Genomic DNA, 13,750 nt, shown 5'->3' on the forward strand with positions numbered 1-13,750 from the left:
GTGCTGGCTAGCTGTGTGGCAGCAATTGCACCCCCAGGTACAGCGCCAGCATGCCGTTGAGGCTTAACGGATCGACCCCGCTCAACTCGGCAATACGCTCCATTCGGTAGCGCAGGCTGTTGCGGTGGATGCCCAGCGCATCGGCACATGGCTGGCTCTGGCCATCGTGTTCGCACCAACTGCGCAGGGTTGAGATCAGTTGGCCGTTACTGTCTTTGGCCACCACTTTGTGCAGCGGCCCTAACAGCTCTTCGAGGGCATCATCGTTGCGATGGCGCCACAACATCACCGGCAAGCGATAACGGTTGAGCGTTAAAACCCGGGTCTGTGGCAACACATCCCGACCATAAGCCAGCAAGTCCCCGACCCGTCGATAACAGCGGCGCAAGCCCTTCAAGCCATCGGCCTGACCGCCTGCGGCAACGCGCAAGACGTTCCAGCCCAAGCCATCAAGGCGTTCTAGCAAACGCAGGTCGTCCAGCGCAGTGGTCGAGGGGCGACACCACAACAACGAGCCGGTGGCCGGGGTCACGCACCAACTGTCCGGGTAGCGAGCCTGCAACCAGGCGCTCAGGGCTTCGGCGCTTTGCCCCGCGCCCAACTCAAACAAAAAAGGAATGCGTGATAACTGCGGCTTAAGCCCCAGTTGTTGGGCTTCATCAATCAGCCGGGGCGAGTCGCCCGCATCACTGAGCAATAAAGCCACCAGATCATCGCAACGCTGCCGCCGCCATTGTTGCTCTGCCTGCTGGTGACGCTGGCCCACCAGCATTTCAGCGGTCATGCGCACCAACTCGGCATAGGTGCGCAATAACTCGGGCTCGCCGGTCAGCCCGAGCACGCCAATCAGGCGCTGGTCTAGCAATAACGGCAGGTTGATACCCGGCTGCACGCCCTTTAGGTGCTTGGCCGTTTTCCTGTTGAGCGACAGCTTCGCCAATGCCAAATGGCTGAGCGCCCACGAGCGCGCAGTACTGGAAGCCGACCATCAACTGGACGCCGCCAACCGGCCCTCCACGGCAACTGATTCGCTGCTTGCGGTGTTCAAGAACCCGGCCATCTGGGCGTTTGGCTTGATTTACTTCTGCATTCAGAGTGGCGTGTACGCGATCAACTTCTGGCTGCCGTCGATCATCAAAAACCTGGGCTTCAATGACGCTCTGGTGATTGGCTGGATCAGCGCGATCCCCTACTTGCTGGCGGCAGTGTTCATGCTGTTGGTGGGGCGTTCTGCCGACCTGCGCAAAGAGCGGCGCTGGCACTTGGTGGTGCCGATGCTGATGGGCGCAATCGGGCTGATCATTGCGGTCAACTTCGCGACCCAGCCGGCCATTGCGATTTTGGGTCTGACCATCGCGACTATGGGCGCCCTGACCGGCCTGCCTATGTTCTGGCCGGTGCCGACCGCCCTGCTCAGTGCTGGTGCGGCAGCGGGTGGCCTGGCCTTGATTAACTCGATGGGGCAGATGGCGGGCTTCTTAAGCCCTTACCTGGTCGGGTTTGTCAAAGACGCGACCGGCTCTACGGACGTGGCCTTGTACATGCTGGCTGCCGTGATTGTCGGTGGCAGCCTGCTGGCCTTGCGCATGACCCGGGGCATGACCAACGCCTGATGGTTCACGCTTTTGCTTCGCGATCTTTTTGATTTTCAAGATCAAAAGATCGCGAGGCAAGTTCGCTCGGGTTAGAACTCGATATTCAGTTGCTCAACCACGTTGAACTGCTCGTCTACCAAGCAACCGACGCGCCATTTGTCGAAGGTCAGGCACGGATGTGAGGTGCCAAAACTGATAATGTCGCCGATGGTCAGCTCAATGCCAGGGGCAACGGTCATAAAGGCATGCTGGTCCATCACGGCGGTCACCCGGCATTCGCTGACGTCATCGCCAAACGCAGGCACTACGCCTTCGCGGTAACGTTTTAGCGGCATCGGCAAGCCCGCATCGTAGGCCACATCACGTTTGCCCAAGGCAACAACGGCAAAGCCCGGCTCAGGCAGCGATTGCACATGGGCCCAGACTTCCAGCGCCGGACGCAGACCTTCGTGCAGGTCACTGCGCCGATCCAGCACGCAGCATTGCGCCTCTTTGTAAATGCCGTGGTCGTGAACCACGTAGCTGCCAGGTCGCAGCACGCTGAGGAATCGCCCGCTGGCCGACTCGGCGGCGAACGCTTCAGCAATCAAGTCATACCAGGCAGATCCCGACGCCGTGATGATCGGTTTATCGAGGGCAAAGGCGCCGTCTTTTTGCAGATGCAGGGCCAAACGCACCAGCGAAGCTGCAAAAGCACGAATCTCGCTGATCGCTGTGTCACCCCGAATCACCCCTTCGTAGCCTTCGATGCCCGTCAACGCAAGCGCTGGCTGGGCGTTGATCGCCGCCGCCAGCGCCAGTACTTGCTCCTCTGTGCGACACCCGCAACGCCCGCCGACTACACCGTACTCGATCATCACGTTGAGACGCTGGCCGCGCCCGGCAAAAAACGCGCCCAATGCTGCGACGTTGTCCGGATGATCCACCATGCAGTAGAACTCGAACGCCGGGTCCGTTTGCAGCTCGGCTATCAGTGCCATGTTCGGCTGACCCACCAACTGGTTGGCCATCAGCACCCGGCGCACGCCGGCGGCATAGGCGGCACGGGTTTGCACCGCAGTGCCCAAGGTCATGCCCCAGGCGCCCTGCTCCAGCTGGCGGCGAAACAAGGCCGGGGCCATGCTGGTTTTGCCGTGCGGGGCCAAAACTGCGCCGCTGCGGGTTACGAAGTCCTGCATCCAGCGAATGTTGTGTTCCAGCGCCGCACGGTGGATCACCAGCGCAGGCAAGCTGACGTCACGCAGCAGATTGTCGGCACGTTTGCCGGCGCCCTTGGGCACCAGCGCAGTATTGAGTGGCATCGGTAAACCTCGTGTGTCAGACCTTGGCTTTGTAGGCGATGCAGTCGATCTCGACCTTGCAATCGACCATCATCATGGCCTGAACACAGGCGCGGGCCGGGGCATGTTCGCTTTTGAAGTACGACGCAAAGACCTTGTTGAAACTCCAGAAATCACGCGGGTCTTGCAGCCAGACGCCGGTACGCACCACATCTTCCAGGCCATAACCGGCTTCTTCGAGAATCGCGATGAGGTTTTGCATGGTCTTGTGGGTTTGCTCAACAATCCCGCCGTTGATGATTTCACCGTTTTCCATGGCCACCTGACCTGACACGTGCAGCCAGCCATCGGCCTCGACGGCGCGGGCGAATGGCAAGGGTTGACCACCGGCGCCCACAGCGCCAGTACCGTAACGTTTGATGCTCATAAGCAGGGCTCGGTTAGTGAACAGGCAGGCAGTGTGGCACACGCCACGCCATCAGCCCAATTGCCACCAACCGGGCAGCAGTTGCTGCACCTTGGGTTCGGCAAAGCGGTCATCGATCAAGAACAGCGTGCCTTGGTCGCTTTGGGTACGGATCACGCGCCCGGCGGCCTGCACCACTTTTTGCAGGCCAGGATAGAGGTACGTGTAGTCATACCCCGCGCCAAACAGCCCGGCCATGCGCTGCTTGATTTGCTCATTGACCGGGTTCAATTGCGCCAGCCCAAGGGTGGCGACAAATGCACCGATCAGCCGCGCCCCCGGCAAGTCGATGCCCTCGCCAAAAGCACCGCCCAGCACGGCGAAGCCAACCCCTTGGCTGGCCAGGGTGAATTGATCAAGAAAGCCTTGGCGCGCGGCTTCGTCCATGCGTCGTGATTGCGACCACTGCGGCACCTGTGGATGGCGTTCGGCGAGCAACTCTGCAATCTGTTGCAGGTAGTCAAAACTGCTGAAAAACGCCAGATAGTTGCCGGGGCGCTGCGCGAACTGGGCCGCAATCAATTCGACGATAGGCGCCAGGGACGCTTCGCGGTGCACATAGCGGGTCGAGATCTCGCAGACCACCTGCACTTTCAGTTGCTGTGCACTGAACGGCGATTCGACATCGATCCAGACCGTATCGGCAGGCAACCCCAGCAGGTTGGCGTAGTAAGGGCGCGGGCTCAGGGTGGCAGAAAACAAAACGTTACTTTGCGCGCTGGCCAGCCGTGGGCCGATGAATCCCGCCGGGACAATGTTGCGCAGGTTGAGTTGTGACACCCGCCGCCGGCCAGCATCGCGCACGCTGACGTCGAACAAAAAGTGCTGGTCAAACAGCTCTGCGACCCGATTGAACTGCAAGGCTTCGAAATAGAAGGCTTGCAGGTTGCCTGTCAGCCCTTGCGGATGATCGTTGAGGTAGTCACCGATTGCCGTTATGCAGCCCGACAAGGCGCTGAGCCATTTAGCCGGCAGCTGCGGATGCACCTGATAAGGCCCGGTTTGCTCCTTGTGCAACGCATTCCATTCGCGATTGAGGCGCTTGAACGGCTTGTCCAGCGCCGCCGGGGCGTTTTGCCGAACGCTGTTGAGGGTGTGTTGATCGAGGCTGGCGCTGTACATCTGCCGCGCCCGTTCCACCAGGTTATGGGCTTCATCGACCAGCGTCGCGACCCGCCATTGATTGGCTTGGGCCAGACCGTAGAGCAAGGCCGTGAAGTCGAAATAATAGTTGTAATCGGCTATTACCAGATCAGCCCAGCGGGCCATTTCCTGGCTCAGGTAGTACGGACACACCTGATGGTCCAGGGCGACGTTGCGCAGTGTCTGCTGGTCCAGCGATGACCGGGCAACGGCCGCCTGACGCGCAGCGGGCAGGCGATCATAAAAACCCTTGGCCAACGGACATGACTCGCCATTACAGGCGTTTTCGGGGTACTCACAGGCCTTGTCCCGCGCCACCAGTTCCAGCACGCGAAACGGTCTCTGCGAACCTGACGGGTACAGCACTTGTGCAGCATCCAGCGCCAATTTGCGGCCGGGCGTCTTGGCGGTCAGGAACATCAACGTGTCGAGTTGTTGCTTGGGCATGGCCTTGATCAAGGGGAACAAGGTGCCTATGGTTTTGCCGATGCCAGTGGGTGCCTGGGCCATCAGGCAGCGGCCGCCGCTGGCGGTTTTGTACACGGCCTCGGCCAGGCTGCGTTGTCCTGTACGAAATTGCGCATGGGGGAAGGCCAACTGCTGCGCCGCCTCATCACGGGCCTGACGATGGCGCATCTCCTGCTCGGCCCAGTTCAGAAACAGCGAGCATTGCTGATTGAAGAACTGCTCAAGGTCGGCAGCCTTCCAGGTTTCTTCGACGCGTGTTTCTTTTTCGCTAACGATATCGAAGTACACCAGCGCCAGATTCACCTGGGGCAGTTGCAGGCTCTGACACAGCAGCCAGCCATACACCCGGGCCTGAGCCCAGTGCAGTTGCCGGTGGTTGACGGGGATCGAGGCAAAGTCGCCGCGAAAGGTTTTCACCTCTTCCAGTACGTTGCCCTGCGGGTCATAACCGTCGGCACGACCGCGCACGGTCAAGCTCTGGTACTGGCCTTCAAGGCTCACTTCGGTTTGATACCCGGCACTGCGCCGTGAGGCTACTGTACGATGCCCGGCAATGCCCTGCTGCGCCGTCGGCGACGGGGTAAAGCGCAAGTCAAGATCGCCGACCTTGGCCGTGAACTCGCACAAGGCGCGCACTGCCACGCGATAACTCAAGGGCGAGCGTCCTGCCATTGCACGTAACACACCGTGACCGGCATCTGATGTTGCTCGCACAGCGCGAGCCAGCGCAGTTGGTTGTCTTGCAAGCGGTCACCGGGGCCTTTGACTTCGATCATGCGGTAGGCCTTCTGCGCAGGCCAGAACTGAATCAGGTCAGGCATGCCGGCACGATTGGTTTTGATGTCTTGCAACAAACGCTTGAACCAGACTTTCAGGTGTTCAGGCGGCAAGCACAGCAAGGCATCGTCCAGCAGGCTTTCGCTCACATAGTCCCAGGCCACAAAAGGTGACTGCACGCCGAATTTGGCGGCGTAGGTGGCGCGTATGGTGTGTTGGTATTGCAGGCTGTCCAGCTGCGCCAAGCAGGCGTCGAACAACTCTGCACGCCTGGAAAAGAAATCTTGATCGAGCAAATCGGCCGGGCCGCTTTGATAAGGATGAAAAAACGCCCCCGGCAGCGGTGCGAAAATCGCCGGCCAGCACAGCAAGCCGAACAGACCGTTGATCAAAGTATTTTCGACGTAGTAAACCGGTGCTTCAGGCGCTTGCAGGTGGTTGACCACTTTGAACTCAACCGACAGGGGTTCATCACGATCAAGGCTCAGGTCCAGACGCTTGATGGGCTGCGCCTTGGGTCGTTCCAGCGCCGCCAGGCCCAGCTTGCGGCGCAAACGGGGCAGCATGCGCAGCAATTGCTGTTGCTCAGCGTCGGTAAAAGGCGCATCCGCACTGGGCTTGGTCAACGCCATGGCCTGCTCAAACTCACCCAGCAGCTCAAGCACCCTAACCATGCGCAAACGCGCCTCAGGGTGCTGGCTGTCACGGTAGACTCGTAAAGCCTGGGGCAACTCCCCTGCCCGCTCGTGGAACTGGCCGATTTGAAACAACAAACGCGCCCGACGGCGTTGCAGCCAGCGGTTATCAGTGTGGTAGTCGAGCACCCTGCCCTGTATGTCCTGCACATCGCCACCCGCTTCAATCGCCTCACGGCAGGCGTGGAGGTGCAGGTAGCCATCAATATCGGTCCGGCAGCGCAAGGCGCGGGATTCCGGGCTGAACGGCACGGTTTCGTAGTTAAACAGCCCCAGATCAGCCAGGACCAGGTCCGGCCAGCCCTGGCTCAGGTTGCCAAAGAACATCAGCCGCAAACGATCGCTCAAGTCCCGGTGATTAAGGGTGTAGAGCTGTTCATCCAGTGCGGGATGCCATTCGTTCAAGCTTTGTTGATGGGTAAAATCAGCAGCAAGATCCTCAAGCCACATGGTTTTTTTACCTTTGGGCTGGGTGATGTGCGCACTGAAACGGCCAAGGATCTCGGGCTTGGTCAAGACCTCAAACACCTCGGCCAGTACCAAGGGCGCCTGATCATTCACCCAGCCGCCCTCCACCAAAGGCTGTGCAGCAGAGCGTAGATCGCCGATTTCTGCATAACTGAGCTTGCTCGCCCGAAAATGTGCGCCTTTGCGCATCACCATGCGCACCCACAGCGCTTGTGAAGCAGCGGGCAACTGGCCAAAACCAGCAATAAACTGCTGCTCTTCAGGGCTCAGGACATCCTCATACCGGGCCGCCACCCAGTCGAGTACATGCTGAAAGTTTTTGAGGTAATAAAACGGGTCTTGTAGGGGATCAGAAATCACAGGCACAACAAACCACTGGCTTTGGTTACTGGTTATGCATACAGATAGCAGTTCGCCTACCCGCCTGGCAAACCCTATTGGATGAGTGGCTGACGAGTTCGGGTGTGGTTGCCGCTGACCAGGGACCAGACAGCGGCTTCAGGTCTACTGTTAAATCTCAGAGCAGTTTGTTCGGGTCATGCATCCACAGCGCAGCAATCAGGGATTTACCGGCAGTAAAGTCTGTTTTTGACATACCGAACAGCACCCTAAGTGATGACACAGGCAGCCCGCTGATCGATTCAAGCCACTTTACATCGGCCTCAGACGCGGCATTTTCCTCCATCAGGGCAAGCCGCAAGTCATTCTGGGCGTAAAGCTTTGCAGGGTAGCGTTGTCGTAAGAAGGCTTCGAGACCACTTGCCTGATCCACGAACGGTGAATACAGTGCGCACACCAGATGTTCATCGGTCATGCCGTGAAGTTCGTCCAGATAATGCGTAATGCTGTGTCGAAGCTTTTCAATGCGTCTTGGGGTATTAAAACTTCCGCCCAGCTGTTTAATCACCTGACTTTTATAGCGCTCATTAGTTTGATTGTCGGCGCTGGCCTTGCGCAAAAACTCTTGCACCCCGACATGATATTCATCCCCGCATTGACAAACACCGCGAACGCCCTGTACATGCGCCGACAATAAAACAACAGCGGCCTGAGGCTCTTCAATATCGAGGATCTTTATGTTCCAAGACCCCTCTACAAACATCAGCACTTGCGAATGCAGCATATCGACTTCATAAGAGAGGCAATCGAACACGTTGATAATGTTAATTTCAGTGTCTGCACTTGTTGTACCCAACAGATTCAACGGTACGGGAAGGCGCAACCAGTGTTTAAAATCATCATCCAGCTTTGAACATAATTTGACTGCACTTTCAAAGCCTTGGGTATACAGAGCATTGGGCGCATGGCCCTGCTTAAGTGCCACTTGTTTTATCCATTGACTGTACTCACCCAGATGTTCGGGCGGGCGACGATCGATCAACGCATCAACGTGCCCGCCCCATTCGCAGGCACGCCGATAGAGCTTGGCACGCGACAGCAGATCAGCGTAAAAGAACGTCGCTCGGGGCACACCTTCCGAGAGATGCCCGGCCATCAGTATCTGCGTGCGATCCATGTCGGACCCCAGCCGCTCAAAGGCTACCGGTATATGTTTGTCTAACCGCCTGACTTGCGTCTCATCCACCAGTAGCAGTTCTACCGTGGGATCCTCATAAACAAACAGCTCATTGCATTGCGTCTGTATTCGCGCCATGACCTTGGTTGTGACGCGGGGCTGACGCAATACGGCAATACGCAAGGTAAATGTTTCGGGGGTACGACCGGCAATACTCAGTTGGGCTGCACGTAAAAAAGCCAAGGTGTAAGCGCATTCTTTGCCGCCTTCATGAACCACCATGACCCGATAACTTCCAATGCGCTCCAGCCCTCCAGCGGCGACTAATATGCGTTGAACCAACAACTGCAACGCAATGCGCTCGGGACGACTAAAAAAACCCAGCAGCCGGTGTAGAACTTGTTGATAAACAAAATGCATGGCTTGTTCATGAAAGTTGCTCATGGGCTATTCCTCCAGTTCGACCGCTGTATTATCGACAGCCCTCAGCACCAAGCACACCGTTACCTAGTGGGTTCACCCCATAACAGATGCGACCCACATATGCATAGGAATCCACCTACACATAAAACACACACAAAAGAATATTTTTCCAGATTAGAAAAATCTAAATGAATTGATCCCCGCCATTAAAAACTGCCAGCATCAATATTCAATAAACAAAAGCGAGGGCCATGTTTATTCATGCGCAACAAAAATGCCCTTGAACTCAAGGTTCAAGGGCAGGCTGTTTGCAACTGCAGGCGGTATGTGGACTTGAAATTACCCCAGTTCCAGCGCCACACGTCCGCGGCATGGGCAATCGTCCATGTAGCGATGGGCTTCAACGAACTTATCGAAGGGGAACACTTTTACGTCCAGAGGCAGCAACACCCTGTCAGCGGTTAACTGGTTGATTTCACGTAGGGCGCGCTGGATGGCTTCTACGTCCTGGTCAATGCCCAACTCCGGCTTGCCAGTGAAATTACCGATGCAATGCACAAAAAACTGAATATTCTTCTGAAAACAGGCGCAGGCTGGCAGACGTGTCTGGTTGCCGCCTTGCAGACCGTAGAGCACCAGACTGCCGCGAGGGGCCAGCACATCACCCAGCACTGACATTTGCGGGCCACCCAGACCATCGAAAACGGCGTCCACGCCTCGGCTGTCGGTAATCTTGTTGACCTGCATCAGCAGGTCCTGTTCCTCGGTCACGATCACGTGATCGGCACCCAGGCCCAGCAGGTATTCGCGCTCTTCACTTTCTTTGGTCGCAGCGATGACCTTCGCCCCCAACGCTTTGCCCAACTGCACAAATGAAGGGCCAGCGCAGTGGCTGGCATCGGTGATCAATACCGATTGACCCGGCTTGATACGCGCCAGATCGACATAGGCGAAATAGGCGATCAACAGCGGGGTGTAATGGGTGCTGGCCTGTACCGGGGTCAGAATATCCGGATAACGGGTGAGTGCTGAGCGCGGCATCAGGATCAGCTCGCCGTAGGTTGGATACGCGTTGGCGCTCTCGGCCGGGAAGCTCGCCACCTTGTCACCTACCGCCAAATCATCAACGCCAGCACCCACAGCAGTGACAATACCAGCCATTTCATGACCAATGCCCGCCGGCAAATGCGCCGGGCTTGGCGCCAGGTTCTGGCGCCAGAGAACGTCATACCAACTGATACCTATCGCTTCGACACGCACCTGCACTTCGCCAGGCGCAGGCGCAGCGACCTCGTGCTCTTCGCACTTGAGCACCTCGGCTGACCCAAACTTGTGAAAACGGATCGTGCGCGACATCACAAACCTCGCCTTATTAATCGCTAATACCACGGGACTTTATCCGGGCTTTGTGCGCAAGACTAACAGACAGCATTAATAGTCGACATGCCTGTCATTGATCCGGCGCGTTTTTTTAGCCGTCAAAAGCAGCGAACTGCACGGCAAAAACCCTTGAAATTCCCGGCTATAAGCCCTGAAACACGCCTCATCAATCCAAGAAAGGCAATCTACCGAGTGACGATTTATGAACTTTGCCAGTAAGATCCATTACCTGACTTTCCGTTGACCCTTCAGTGAATCCCGCCAGATGAACCGTAACGACTTGCGTCGCGTCGATCTGAACTTGCTGATCGTCTTCGAAACCCTGATGCATGAACGCAGTGTGACCCGTGCCGCCGAAAAGCTTTTTCTGGGGCAGCCGGCCATCAGTGCGGCCTTGTCGCGCCTGCGCAATTTGTTTGACGACCCCTTATTCGTGCGCACCGGCCGCAGCATGGAGCCCACAGCGCGGGCGATAGACATTTTCGCGCTGCTGTCACCGGCACTCGACTCCATCTCCACCGCCGTCAGCCGTGCTTCAGAATTCGATCCGGCCACCAGCACCTCTGTATTTCGTATTGGCTTGTCGGATGACGTTGAATTTGCACTGCTGCCTATGCTGCTCAAGCGCTTGCGCGCGGAAGCCCCGGGCATCGTCCTCGTGGTACGGCGAGTCAACTACATCCTCATGCCTCCGCTGTTGGCGTCGGGAGAGATTTCGGTAGGCGTCAGCTACACCACCGACCTGCCCGCCAATGCCAAGCGCAAAGTCTTGCGCCGCAGCCGGTCCAAACTCCTGCGAGCCGACACCATGCCCGGCGCCATGAGCCTGGACGACTTCTGCGCGCGGCCCCACGCACTGGTTTCATTTGCCGGCGACTTGAGCGGCTACATCGACACCGAACTCGAAAAAACCGGTCGCAAGCGCCATGTCGTCCTCGCCGTGCCGCAATTCAACGGTCTAAGCACATTGTTGGCGGGCACCGACATCGTCGCCATGGTCCCCGACTACACCGCCGAAGCCCTCACCGCCGCCGGCGGCGTACGCGCCGAAGACCCGCCGCTTGAGATAGAAAGCTTTGAACTGCACATGGCCTGGCGCGGGGCACAGGACAACGACCCGGGGGAACGATGGTTGCGGTCGAGGATTCAGATGTTTTTTGGGGATCCTGAGAGTCTGTAAAGAATGACAACAGTTGCTGTGAATATGCAGGAGTGAGATTGCCTCGCAATCGTTTGATTCTCCCCCCAACCAAAATCTGGCGGCACCTGCCGCCAGACATTCTTCCAAGCTAACTCAAAAATCCACCGAAGCCGAAAGCTCCACCGTCCGAGGCGCGCCCAGCCCCAGGCTGGACAGTAGTGGCGTCCCCCAATAGGCCTTGTTGGTGACGTTGGTCACGCTGCCGCGCAAGGTGATCGGGCGGCTGGCCAGGTGGGTGGTGTAGCGGGTGCCAACGTCAAAGATGGTGTAGCCAGGGATCGATTGCGAGTTGTCGGCACTGATGTATTGCTTGGACACTGAGGTTGCGTTGGCGGTGAGGGTCAGGCCGTCGATCACCGGGGTGTCCCACTCCACGCCCAGCTTGCCTTGTAATTTGGGCAAGCCGGTGGCCGTTTTGCCCTGGTTGATGCCGCCAGCAGTCTTGGTGAGTTTGGGATCAACATAGGCCACGCCGCCCATGAGCCGCACGTCGTTCAGCGGCGCGCCGAAGAAGCCCCATTCAATCCCACGGTTGCGTTGCTCGCCGCCAAAGGAGAAGACGTTGGTGTCCGGGTCGGTATAGCTGCTGGGGCGCTTGATTTCATAGAGGCTCAGGGTGTGGGTGAAGTCGCCGAGGTCCAGCTTGAGGCCAACTTCTTTTTGCTTGGATTTGTACGGCGCGAACACATCCCCGGCATTCGCAGCTGTCATCGGCGCGGTGGCGCCTTTGCTCAGGCCTTCTATGTAGTTGGCATACACGGAGATATTGTCGGTGAGCTTGACCAATAATGCCGCTGCGGGTGTGGTAGCGGCTTCGTCATAGCGGCCGGTTCGTGCGCCGGTGCTCACGCTGAAGGTATCGGTCAGGACTTGCTGACGACGTACCCCCAGGGTTAATTGCACCTGGTCTTCAAGCACCGATAAGGTGTCTGCCACGCCGTAACTGGTCAGGCGGGTTTCGCTGTGAGCAATGTACGGGAAGCTTTTATCCGCTGCCGGGCCCCACACCGGGTTGTAAATGTTGGTAATCCAGTCCGCTCCGGGCACCTGCCTGCGGCCGTAGTCCTTCTGAGTGTCGCCGTAGTGCGTGGCGTTGATCGACCATTGGTGCTTGATCGCCGCAGTCTGGAAGTTGCCTTTCAAGCCCGCTTCGCCTGAGGTTTTCTCCAGCTCCATTTTCAGTTGGCCCATGCTGGTCTTGAAGTCGCCCGCCTCGTTAAAGACCGTGGCCAACATGGTGCCGCTGTAAACGTAGCGGGTTTCGCTGGTGCCAAACGCCGCATAAGCCATCAGGTCGTCGGTCAGGTCGTACTCACCGCGCACGATGGCGCCGTGATCCTTGGTCTGCACATAGGCCCAGTCAGGGTTAAGCAAGGTATCGGACTTGGGTGGCTTTGGCACCGCAACGCCGGAGGCCAGGTTGATACCGCGGTTCTGCCCGCGAACACGGTCTTCACTCTCATACAGGTCGGCCGACAGACGCGCGCGCTCGCCTCGCCAGTCCAGACCGAGCGAGGTCAGTTCAGCTTTGAGCTTTTGATGATTCACAGCGCCGTCGCCATCCCGGTACACCCCGTTAAAGCGCACGCCGAACTGCTGGTCTTCGCCAAAGCGCCGACCCACGTCCAGGTGACCGCCAAACTGCGCATCGGACATATAGGTGCCGGTAAAGCGCGTTAACGGCTCGTTGCCTGCACGCTTGGGCACCAGATTGACGGCCCCCCCGACCGAACCTCCCGGCGGCATGCCGTTGAGCAGTGCAGACGGGCCTTTGAGCACCTCGATGCGCTCGTACATTTCCGGCGAAATCCGGTAGTAAGGGGCCACGCCATACAACCCGCCGATGGTCACGTCGCTGATGTTGCTGGCAAAACCGCGAATGGAGTAGTTCTCGCTGAAGGTGCCGGTCAACCCATTGCTGAACACCGCCGGGTCTGTGGCGGCGATCACTTGGGTGATGTTTTGTGCCTGGCGGTCAGCAATGTATTTTTCGGTGTAACTGACGGTGCTAAATGGCGTTTCCATAAAGTCTTTATTGCCCAGCAAGCCAACCCGGCTGCCGTAGGCAACCTGCCCTCCCGCGTAGCTGGGGGGCAATTCGGAAGGCAAGTCCATTTCACCCTCCACCCTCGTTTCAGGCAGTGTTGAAACGGCCTTTTCTTCGGTGTTCAAGGTGTCGGCATAGGCTGGCAAGCCGGCCACGGCCAAGGTCATGCCCAATAGCACGCGCTGTACGGCAGTGGCGGTGCGGCTCAAGGCAAAGTCTGCGCGAGGTTGCGCTATGCGGGTTGATAAGTGATTTTTACGCACGCTAAGGCTCCATTCAACTGGGAAGTTG

8 protein-coding genes and 2 pseudogenes are annotated in these 13,750 nt (G+C 58.0%); 2 read left to right on the forward strand and 8 right to left on the reverse strand.

Going from position 1 to position 13,750, the window contains the following annotated elements; genetic code table 11:
* Positions 1–7: 7 nt before the first annotated feature.
* A pseudogene (locus tag GHO32_RS17650) lies at positions 8–916 on the reverse strand (PucR family transcriptional regulator); the annotation flags it as partial.
* On the opposite strand from GHO32_RS17650, the pseudogene GHO32_RS17655 reads away from it, so the two are divergent.
* A pseudogene (locus GHO32_RS17655) lies at positions 906–1,613 on the forward strand (MFS transporter); the annotation flags it as partial. The pseudogenes GHO32_RS17650 and GHO32_RS17655 sit on opposite strands and share 11 nt — an antisense overlap.
* A 71-nt stretch (positions 1,614–1,684) precedes the next feature.
* Here GHO32_RS17655 and GHO32_RS17660 read toward each other — a convergent pair.
* From GHO32_RS17660 to GHO32_RS17685, 6 genes are all read right to left on the reverse strand, one after another.
* Positions 1,685–2,896, reverse strand: a complete 1,212-nt coding sequence (locus GHO32_RS17660; protein ID WP_153332618.1) for an amino acid deaminase — start codon at positions 2,894–2,896, stop codon at positions 1,685–1,687.
* A 16-nt stretch (positions 2,897–2,912) separates the two neighbouring features.
* On the reverse strand, positions 2,913–3,302 hold the full coding sequence (locus GHO32_RS17665) for a RidA family protein (protein ID WP_123749255.1): 390 nt from the start codon (positions 3,300–3,302) through the stop codon (positions 2,913–2,915).
* Between the two features lie 51 nt (positions 3,303–3,353).
* Positions 3,354–5,606 carry an ATP-dependent DNA helicase gene (locus GHO32_RS17670; protein WP_153332620.1) on the reverse strand — a complete coding sequence of 751 codons (2,253 nt, stop codon included), beginning with the start codon at positions 5,604–5,606 and terminating at the stop codon, positions 3,354–3,356.
* On the reverse strand, positions 5,603–7,252 hold the full coding sequence (locus GHO32_RS17675; protein ID WP_372239828.1) for a VRR-NUC domain-containing protein: 1,650 nt from the start codon (positions 7,250–7,252) through the stop codon (positions 5,603–5,605). The genes GHO32_RS17670 and GHO32_RS17675 overlap by 4 nt, the downstream gene beginning before the upstream one ends.
* Before the next feature lie 157 nt (positions 7,253–7,409).
* Positions 7,410–8,852: a hypothetical protein gene (locus GHO32_RS17680; RefSeq protein ID WP_153332624.1), complete on the reverse strand. Its 1,443-nt coding sequence runs from the start codon at positions 8,850–8,852 to the stop codon at positions 7,410–7,412.
* Positions 8,853–9,170: 318 nt separating this feature from the next.
* Positions 9,171–10,187 (reverse strand): zinc-dependent alcohol dehydrogenase family protein, encoded by a 1,017-nt coding sequence (locus GHO32_RS17685; protein WP_153332626.1) that lies wholly within the window; start codon positions 10,185–10,187, stop codon positions 9,171–9,173.
* A gap of 289 nt (positions 10,188–10,476) precedes the next feature.
* Between GHO32_RS17685 and GHO32_RS17690 the strand changes: the two genes are divergently transcribed.
* Positions 10,477–11,391 carry a LysR family transcriptional regulator gene (locus GHO32_RS17690; protein WP_153442942.1) on the forward strand — a complete coding sequence of 305 codons (915 nt, stop codon included), beginning with the start codon at positions 10,477–10,479 and terminating at the stop codon, positions 11,389–11,391.
* 114 nt (positions 11,392–11,505) lie between these two features.
* Here the strand turns inward: GHO32_RS17690 and GHO32_RS17695 are convergent, their stop codons facing one another.
* Entirely contained in the window at positions 11,506–13,722 is a 2,217-nt protein-coding gene (locus tag GHO32_RS17695; RefSeq protein WP_368668332.1) for a TonB-dependent receptor, read from the reverse strand.
* Positions 13,723–13,750: the final 28 nt, after the last annotated feature.

Origin of the sequence: Pseudomonas sp. FSL R10-2189 (assembly GCF_009600325.1) — a bacterium.
GTDB lineage: Bacteria > Pseudomonadota > Gammaproteobacteria > Pseudomonadales > Pseudomonadaceae > Aquipseudomonas > Aquipseudomonas helleri.

Excerpts from the sequence above, each read along its gene's own strand:
- GHO32_RS17660 (WP_153332618.1), bottom strand. The coding sequence starts at position 2,896 with ATGCCACTCAATACTGCGCTGGTGCCCAAGGGCGCCGGCAAACGTGCC.
- GHO32_RS17665 (WP_123749255.1), bottom strand. The coding sequence starts at position 3,302 with ATGAGCATCAAACGTTACGGTACTGGCGCTGTGGGCGCCGGTGGTCAA.
- GHO32_RS17680 (WP_153332624.1), bottom strand. The coding sequence starts at position 8,852 with ATGAGCAACTTTCATGAACAAGCCATGCATTTTGTTTATCAACAAGTT.
- GHO32_RS17685 (WP_153332626.1), bottom strand. The coding sequence starts at position 10,187 with ATGTCGCGCACGATCCGTTTTCACAAGTTTGGGTCAGCCGAGGTGCTC.
- GHO32_RS17690 (WP_153442942.1), top strand. The coding sequence starts at position 10,477 with ATGAACCGTAACGACTTGCGTCGCGTCGATCTGAACTTGCTGATCGTC.